Below are 8803 nucleotides of genomic sequence, written 5' to 3'. Positions count from 1 at the left end.
TGCTCGGCGCCGGGCTCGGGCCGGCTGCCCGGCGCGAGCTGCGGGTAGCCCTGCGGCGGCAGCTCACCGGCGTTGAGCGGGAGGTAGAGGGTGAAGGTGGAGCCGCGGCCGGGCTCGCTCGCGGCGTGGATCTCGCCGCCGAGCAGCCGGGCGATCTCCCGGCTGATCGACAGCCCGAGGCCGGTGCCGCCGTACTTGCGGCTGGTCGTCCCGTCGGCCTGCTTGAACGCCTCGAAAATCACGCGCATCTTGCTGGCCGCGATGCCGATGCCGGTGTCGGTGACCGAGAAGGCGATCACCTCGCCGTCCGGGTCGCGCAGCGAGCCCGCTTCGAGGAGCTGCTCGCGGATGGTGTCCGGGACGTCCCCGCCGGCCGGCCGGATGACCAGCTCCACCGCGCCGGTGTCGGTGAACTTGACCGCGTTCGACAGGAGGTTGCGCAGCACCTGCAGCAGCCGCTGCTCGTCGGTGTGCAGCGTGGCCGGCAGCTCGGGCGAGACCCGTACGGAGAAGTCGAGCCCCTTCTCCGCCGTCAGCGGCCGGAACGTGGCCTCCACGTAGTCGACCAGCTGGACGAGCGCGATACGGGTCGGGCTGACGTCCATCTTGCCCGCCTCGACCTTGGACAGGTCCAGGATGTCGTTGATCAGCTGCAGCAGGTCCGAGCCCGCACCGTGGATGGTCTCGGCGAACTCCACCTGCTTGGGCGAGAGGTTGCCGTCCGCGTTGTCGGCGAGCAGCTTCGCGAGGATGAGCAGCGAGTTGAGCGGCGTGCGCAGCTCGTGCGACATGTTGGCGAGGAACTCGGACTTGTAGCGCATCGAGACCGCGAGCTGCTCGGCGCGCTCCTCCAGCACCTGCCGGGCCTCCTCGATCTCGGTGTTCTTCACCTCGATGTCGCGGTTCTGCCGTGCCAGCCGCTCGGACTTCTCCTCCAGCTCCGCGTTGGAGATCTCCAGCGCCTTCTGCCGGTTCTCCAACTCGGCCGACCGCTCGCGCAGTTGCTCGGTGAGCTCCTGCGACTGCTTGAGCAGCATCTCCGTCTTGGTGTTGACGCTGATGGTGTTGACGCTCGTGCCGATCATCTCGGCGATCTGGTTGAGGAAGTCCTTCTGGATCTGCGCGAACGGCTGGAAGGAGGCCAGCTCGATCACGCCGAGCACCTGGCCCTCGAAGAGCACCGGCAACACGATGACGTGCGCCGGAGGCGCCTCGCCCAGACCGGAGGCGATCTTCAGGTAGCCCGGCGGAACGTTCTCCACCAGGATGGTCCGCTTCTCCTTCGCCGCGGTGCCGATCAGCGTCTCGCCCGGCCGGAAGGAGGTGGGCATGGAGCCCATCGAGTAGCCGTACGAGCCGAGCATGCGCAGCTCGTAGGCGTCCCGGCCGTCCTCCGCGCCCTGACCGGACGGCGAGCCCGTCGGCATGGCCAGGAAGAACGCGCCGTGCTGCGCGGAGACCACCGGCGTCAGCTCGCTCATGATCAGCCCGGCGACGTCGTCCAGGTCCCGGCGGCCCTGCAGGAGGCCGGAGATCCGGGCGACGTTGCCCTTGAGCCAGTCCTGCTCCTTGTTGGCCAGGGTGGTCTCGCGGAGGTTGGCGATCATCGTGTTGATGTTGTCCTGGAGCTCCAGGATCTCGCCGGCCGCGTCCACGTCGATCTTGAGGTTGAGATCGCCGCGGGTCACCGCCGTGGCGACCTCGGCGATGGCCCGCACCTGCCGGGTCAGGTTCCCGGCCATCTCGTTGACCGACTCGGTCAGGTCCCGCCAGGTGCCGTCCACGTCCCGCACCCGCGCCTGGCCGCCCAGCTGGCCCTCCGTACCCACCTCGCGGGCCACGCGCGTGACCTGCTCGGCGAAGGACGACAGCTGGTCGACCATCGTGTTGATGGTCGTCTTCAGCTGGAGGATCTCGCCGCGGGCATCGATGTCGATCTTCTTGGTGAGATCGCCCTGGGCGATGGCCGTGGTGACCATGGCGATGTTGCGGACCTGGCCCGTCAGGTTGGAGGCCATGGCGTTCACGGACTCCGTGAGGTCCTTCCAGGTGCCGCTGACGCCCGGCACGCGCGCCTGGCCGCCCAGGATGCCGTCCGTGCCCACCTCGCGCGCCACGCGCGTGACCTCGTCCGCGAAGGACGACAGCGTCGTCACCATGGTGTTGACGGTGTCGGCCAGCTGCGCGACCTCGCCGCGCGCCTCGACCGTCACCTTCTTGGTCAGGTCGCCGTTGGCGACCGCCGCCGCGACCTGCGAGATGTTACGGACCTGGCTGGTGAGGTTGTTGGCCATCAGGTTGACGTTGTCGCTGAGGTCCTTCCAGATGCCGGTGACGTCCCGCACCCGCGCCTGACCGCCCAGCTGCCCCTCGGTGCCCACCTCGCGGGCCACCCGCGTCACCTGCTCCGCGAAGTCCGAGAGCTGGTCCACCATCGTGTTCACGGTGGTGACCAGTTCGAGGATCTCGCCCTTCGCGTCGACGGTGATCTTCTTCGACAGGTCGCCCTTGGCGACGGCCGTCGTCACCTCGGCGATGTTGCGCACCTGCGAAGTGAGGTTGTTGGCCATGAAGTTGACCGACTGGGTGAGGTCCTTCCAGGTGCCGGAGACGCCCTGCACCTCGGCCTGGCCGCCCAGGATGCCCTCGGTGCCGACCTCGCGGGCCACGCGCGTGACCTGATCGGCGAACGACGACAGCTGGTCCACCATCGTGTTGAGGGTGTTCTTCAGCTCCAGGATCTCGCCCCGGGCGTCCACGTCGATCTTCTGCGACAGGTCACCGCGCGCGACGGCCGTCGCGACCTGCGCGATGTTGCGCACCTGCGCCGTCAGGTTGCCCGCCATGCCGTTGACGGAGTCCGTGAGGTCGCGCCACACTCCGGCCACGCCCGGCACCTGCGCCTGACCGCCCAGCCTGCCGTCCGTACCCACTTCGCGGGCGACCCGGGTCACCTGCTCGGCGAAGGCCGAGAGCTGGTCGACCATCGTGTTGATGGTGTTCTTCAGCTCCAGGATCTCGCCGCGCGCGTCCACGTCGATCTTCTGGGAGAGGTCGCCGCGCGCGACCGCCGTGGTCACCTGCGCGATCTGCCGCACCTGGGAGGTGAGGTTGCCCGCCATGAAGTTGACCGAGTCGGTCAGCTCCTTCCAGGTGCCGCTGACACCGTCCACCCGGGCCTGACCGCCCAGCCGGCCCTCCGTGCCGACGTCGCGCGCCATGCGCGTGACCTGGTCGGCGAACGAGGACAGCTGGTCGACCATGGTGTTCACGGTGTTCTTCAGCTGCAGCATCTCGCCGGAGACGTCAACGGTCACCTTCTGCGAGAGATCGCCGTTGGCGACCGCCGTCGTCACCTGGGCGATGTTGCGCACCTGCCCGGTGAGGTTGCGGAAGGCGGTGTTCACCGAGTCGGTGAGGTCCTTCCACGTACCCGCCGCGCCGGGCACCGCGGCCTGGCCGCCGAGCTCGCCCTCGACGCCGATCTCCCGCGCCACGCGGGTGACTTCGGCACCGAAGGCGGACAGCTGGTCCACCATCGTGTTGACCGTGTTCTTCAGCTCCAGCATCTCGCCGGAGACGTCGACGGTCACCTTCTGGCCCAGGTCGCCGTTGGCCACGGCCGTGGTCACCTGGGCGATGTCCCGCACCTGCGTCGTGACGTTGCGGAAGGCGGTGTTCACCGAATCGGTGAGGTCCTTCCACGTACCCGCCGCACCCGGCACCTGGGCCTGACCGCCGAGCCGGCCCTCCGCGCCGACCTCGCTGGCCACCCGCGTCACCTCGTCGGCGAAGGTGCGCAGTGTCTCCGTCATCTGGTTGATCGTCTCGGCCAGCTGGGCGATCTCGCCCCGCGCGCTGACCGTCACCTTCTGCGAGAGATCGCCGTTGGCGACCGCCGTCGTCACCTGCGCGATGCCCCGCACCTGCGCGGTCAGGTTCCCGGCCATCAGGTTGACGGAGTCCGTGAGGTCCTTCCAGACGCCCGCGACGCCGGGCACCTGCGCCTGGCCGCCGAGCTCGCCCTCCGTGCCCACCTCGCGCGCCACGCGCGTGACCTCGGAGGCGAAGGAGGACAGCTGGTCGACCATCGTGTTGACGGTGTTCTTCAGCTCCAGCATCTCCCCGGCCACGTGCACCGTGACCTTGCGGGAGAGGTCGCCCTTGGCGACCGCCGTCGTCACGAGAGCGATGTCACGCACCTGAGCGGTGAGCCTCGACGCCATCGTGTTGACGGAATCCGTCAGGTCCTTCCACGAACCCGACATACCGCGCACCCGGGCCTGGCCGCCCAGCTTGCCCTCGGTGCCCACCTCGCTCGCGACCCGCGTCACCTCGTCGGTGAACGCCGACAGCTGGTCCACGAGGCCGTTGACCGTACGCCCGACCTTCAGGAACTCGCCGCGCAGCGGATGCGCCGCCCCGTCCGCCCCCTGCGAGCGCAGGTCCATCCGCTGCTCCAGGTCGCCCTCGGCCACCGCCGACAGCACCCGCCCCACCTCGGAGACCGGCCGCACCAGGTCGTCCACCAGGGCGTTCGACGCGTCGATCGCGGCGGCCCAGGCGCCCTCGCAGGCCCCGACCTCCAGCCGCTCCGTGAGCTTGCCCTCACGGCCCACGACCCGGCGCACCCTGGCCAGCTCCCCGGTGAGCTGCAGATTGCGGTCCGCGACCTCGTTGAAGACCGCGGCGATCTCGGCCATCACCCCGTCGCCGGAGACCGTCAGCCGCTTCCGGAAGTTTCCGTCACGCATGGCGGACAGCGCCGTCAGCAGCCTGGTCAAGGCCGCCGTGTCGACTTCCGTCGTCCCATTGGCCCGGGACCGTCCGCCCTTCGCGCGCGTGCTCACGCCCCGCGCCTCCGCGCCAGACTCCACCGTGTCCCTCCCGCAGGGTCGATCATCCTCGTCGGGCTTCCACTTCAATCTTTCCCAGTGTTTCACCCCGGCCCGGCCAGGCCATAACAGTTCGGCAGCATCGCACACGGTCCGCGGGCACTCCCAAGGTGGAATCCGTTCGCACCGGCCTCCGCCTGTGCGGTGAAGGTAAGTAACCTGGCATCCGGCCAGGGCAATGGAGGGGCGCTGCGACATGGGTGAGCAGATCGCCGAGACCTACACGACGAGGAGACCTGTGATCACCGCGCGGGCTGCCGCCACCTTCGAGCCGGTCGGACGCTCGGTCGCCTCCGCCCGCGCCTTCGTCCGGGACACCCTCCAGGGCTGGGGCCACCCCGACATCATCGACGACGCCGTCGTCCTGACCAGCGAGCTCGTCACCAACGCCGTCGTCCACGCCGGCACCGCCGCCGACGTCCTGTGCATGCGCACCGCCACCGGCGTGCGCATCGAGGTCGCCGACCGCTATCCCGAGCGCGAGGTGCCCCTGCAGAGCTCCGCCCGGCGCATCGGCGGCGTCGACCGCGAGGGAGGCCGCGGCCTGCTGCTGTGCGCCGCCCTGGCCACCCGCTGGGGCGTCGAGTACACCCCCACCCACAAGCAGGTGTGGTTCCAGCTCGACCTGCCCGACCGCCCCGCCGGCACCCGCTCCGCGGGCCCCGCCCTGCCCACCGAGTCCCTGCCGGTGGCCGACGCCCGCGTCCGCGTCGCCGTCGTCCAGCTCGACCGCGGCGGCGGCATCACCGCCTGGAACGACGACGCGGACTCCCTCTTCGGCTTCGCCGCCGACCAGGTCCTCGGCAAGCCGCTCACCGACTTCGCCGCCTGGCCCCACACCCCCGGCACCTCCACCGGCATCGCCGAAGCCCTGCGCCTGTCCCGCTGGGAGGGGTCCTACGGCATAAGGGGCGCCGACGGCCGCATCACACCCGTCTACGCCTCCCACCTCCGCGTCCGCGACAACGAGGGCGCCCCCTCCACCGTCTGCCTGCTGGTGCGCGAGGAGGAGCGCGCCGTCCTGCAGAGCCTGCAGCGCACCCCCGCCGCATCCGACAGCGGCACCACCGACCGGGGCACCGTCACCGACCCCTTCGAGGTCTTCATCGGCTCCCCCGCCCCCGACGACCTCGACGGCCTCCTCCAGCGCACCGTCGAGCGCGCCCGCGACATGCTCGACGGCGACGCCGCCTACCTCCTGCTGGCCACCGACGACGAGACCGAGCTGGAGGTGCGCGCCTCCACCGGCCTGCCCTCCGCCCGCCAGCGCTTCGCCCGCGTCCCCGTCGAGGCCGGCACCGGCCGCTACGGCTCCGCACGGATGCCCGCCGTCCACGAGGACCTCGCCGTCCTCCCCGGCGCCGTGCCCCTCCTCAACGACACCGGCATGCGCTCGGTCGTCACCGTCCCCCTCAAGGTCGAGGGCCGCCTCACCGGCTCACTGGGCGTCGCCGCGGAGGCCCCGGGCCGCTACAGCAACGAAGAAGCGCTCCGCCTGCAGTTCGCCGCCGACCGCATCGCCCTGGCCGTCGAGCGCGCCCGCCTCAACGAACTCGAACGCCTGCGCCGCGGCTCCCTCTCCTTCCTCGTCGAGGCCTCCGACCTCCTCGCCGGCACCCTCGACCGCGACCAGACCCTCGCCCTCATGGCACAGATGACGGTGCCCACCCTCGCCACCTGGTGCGCGGTCTACACCGTGGCCGACCCCGCATCCGAGCCCGAACTGTCCTACGTGCTGCACGAGGACGAGGACCGCATCGACGGCCTCAAGACCCTCCTCGGCCGGCTCGCCCCGCCGGACCCCGTCCCCACGCCCGGCGCCCGCATCTGGACCGCCCCCTCCGAGGCCGCCCACGCCGCCGCGCTCCGCGGCTCCCTGCGCACCCTCGGCATCGCCGAGAGCGACCGCCACGCGGCCGCGCCCAGCACCTCCCTCGCCACGGCGGCCGCCGTCGGCGGAGAGACGGTCGTCCTGCCGCTCGTCGCCCGCAACCGCGTCATCGGCATGCTCACCCTCGGCAAGCCCACCGACGACCACTTCCGCCAGGAGATCCTGGAGCTCGCCGAGGACCTCTCCCGCCGGGCCGCCCTAGCGCTGGACAACGCCCGCCTCTACAGCGAGCGCACCGCCATCAGCCAGTCCCTCCAGCGCAGCCTCCTCCCGCCGGAGCTGCTGCACGTCCCCGGCGTCGAGGTCGACGTCATCTACCGCGCCGCGGGCGAGGGCAACGAGGTCGGCGGCGACTTCTACGACCTGTTCCCCATCCGCGACGGCGCCTACGGCTTCGCCATCGGCGACGTCTGCGGCACGGGGCCCGAGGCCGCGGCGGTCACCGGCCTCGCCCGCCACGCCCTGCGCCTCCTCGCCCGCGAGGGCTACGGCGGCCCGGCCGTCCTCGAGCGCCTGAACGCCGCCATCCTCGACGAGGGCGCCCGCAGCCGCTTCCTGACGCTGCTGTACGGCGAGCTGTGGCCCCAGGAGGACGGCAGCGCGATCCTCAAGGTCGTCTGCGCCGGCCACCCCCTGCCGCTGCGCCTGCGCCAGGACGGCACGGTGGAGGCGGCGGCGGACCCGCAGCCGCTGCTGGGCGTCATGGAGGACCTGGAGCTGTACGAGCAGACGGTCACCCTCGAACCGGGGGACGTCCTCCTGTGCGTCACGGACGGCGTGACCGAGCGCCGCGAGGGCACGCGCATGCTGGGCGACGACGGCCTCACCGACCTGCTGACGACCTGTACGGGGCTGACGGCGGGGGCGGTGGCCGCCCGGGTGCTGCGGGCGGTCGAGCGCTTCGCCGCGGAGCCCGCGTCCGACGACATGGCGATCCTGGCGATGCGGGTGCCGGAGCTGCCGTGAGGACGGCCGGGGTGTGAATACCCGGGGCGTGAATACGAAGAAGGCCCCCGCCATTTGGCGGGGGCCTTCTTTCATTGAGCCCCAAAACGGAATCGAACCGTTGACCTTCTCCTTACCATGGAGACGCTCTGCCGACTGAGCTATTGGGGCCGGCAACGAGATAAAGCATACCCCATGTTCGTACGCACTTTTGACCACGTGGGGCGGCCGCGCCGGAGGCTCGCGGGGACCTCGCTCAAGCGGCTTCCGGAACCAGCCCGCCCAGCGCATTGCAGACGGCCACGACGCGGTGCAGCTCCCGCTCCGTGGTGGCGGCGTCGATTGGCAGCGCCAGGCACTGATCGGCGGCCCGCTCGGTCTCGGCCAGCCACAAATCACGCCGGTAGGAGGGAAGTCGGTGTACGGGCGTCTGTACGGGCACGTGGCACCGTACGCCGCGGGCCCGCAGTGCCCGTGCGAACGCATCGCGGTCCGGCCGGCCGTTGCCCGGCACGCGCACCACATAGGAGTGGTAGCCGTGTTCAACGCCCGGGGGCACGGCGGGCGTCACCACGCCCCGCAGCCGGGCGTTCAGGTACGCGGCGTGCGCCCACTTCCGCCTGGTGCTCTCGTCCACGGGAGCCGGCGGCTCGTGCCGCGCATGCTGCTCGTACTCGACCACGAGCAATCCGCGCCGGTCGGCGACGGTGCGTAGGCCGGCCAGGTCGGCGCGGCGGCCGAACAGGTGAACGGGCATCACTGCGGCAGCGCGGAGGGTGAGCGTGGCGGCGACCGAGTCCGGGTCCAGGCAGAGGCTCTCCGGGTCGATGTCCGCGAACACGGGTACGGCTCCGGCCCGGCGTACCGCCTCGGCCGCGTCCGCCGTCGCGTACGACGGCACGACGACCTCGTCGCCTGCACCGATGCCCGCTGCCGTGAGCGTCTCCACTGTCCCCATGCCTGGAGGGTTTCCAGGGGACGTGAACACGACGTGACGCTCCGCAGTTCATTGCGGAAATAAAAAAGCTCCGGTAGCTGAACTGAGTTCAGCTACCGGAGCTTTTTCTAAAAT

Annotated in this window: 3 protein-coding genes and 1 tRNA gene; 1 reads left to right on the top strand and 3 read right to left on the bottom strand. The window is 70.9% G+C overall.

The annotated features are described in order from the left end of the window. On the bottom strand, positions 1-4877 hold a 4877-nt coding region (locus V7793_RS27870; RefSeq protein ID WP_336011313.1), incomplete at its 3' end, for a HAMP domain-containing protein. Between the two features lie 214 nt (positions 4878-5091). Here V7793_RS27870 and V7793_RS27865 point away from each other — a divergent pair. Next, complete coding sequence (locus tag V7793_RS27865; protein WP_336011310.1) at positions 5092-7752, top strand: SpoIIE family protein phosphatase; 2661 nt, start codon at positions 5092-5094, stop codon at positions 7750-7752. Positions 7753-7829: 77 nt separating this feature from the next. Here the strand turns inward: V7793_RS27865 and V7793_RS27860 are convergent. Next, positions 7830-7902, bottom strand: a tRNA-Thr gene (locus tag V7793_RS27860). 85 nt (positions 7903-7987) lie between these two features. Next, positions 7988-8689, bottom strand: coding sequence for a DegT/DnrJ/EryC1/StrS family aminotransferase (locus tag V7793_RS27855; protein WP_336011307.1), 702 nt, complete (start codon positions 8687-8689; stop codon positions 7988-7990). Between the last annotated feature and the right edge of the window lie 114 nt (positions 8690-8803).

It is taken from the genome of Streptomyces sp. KLMMK, from assembly GCF_036961605.1.
In the GTDB taxonomy this organism is placed as follows: domain Bacteria; phylum Actinomycetota; class Actinomycetes; order Streptomycetales; family Streptomycetaceae; genus Streptomyces; species Streptomyces telluris.
The sequence above is the reverse complement of the archived record's forward strand: the minus strand, read 5'-3'. Positions and strand labels throughout refer to the sequence as shown.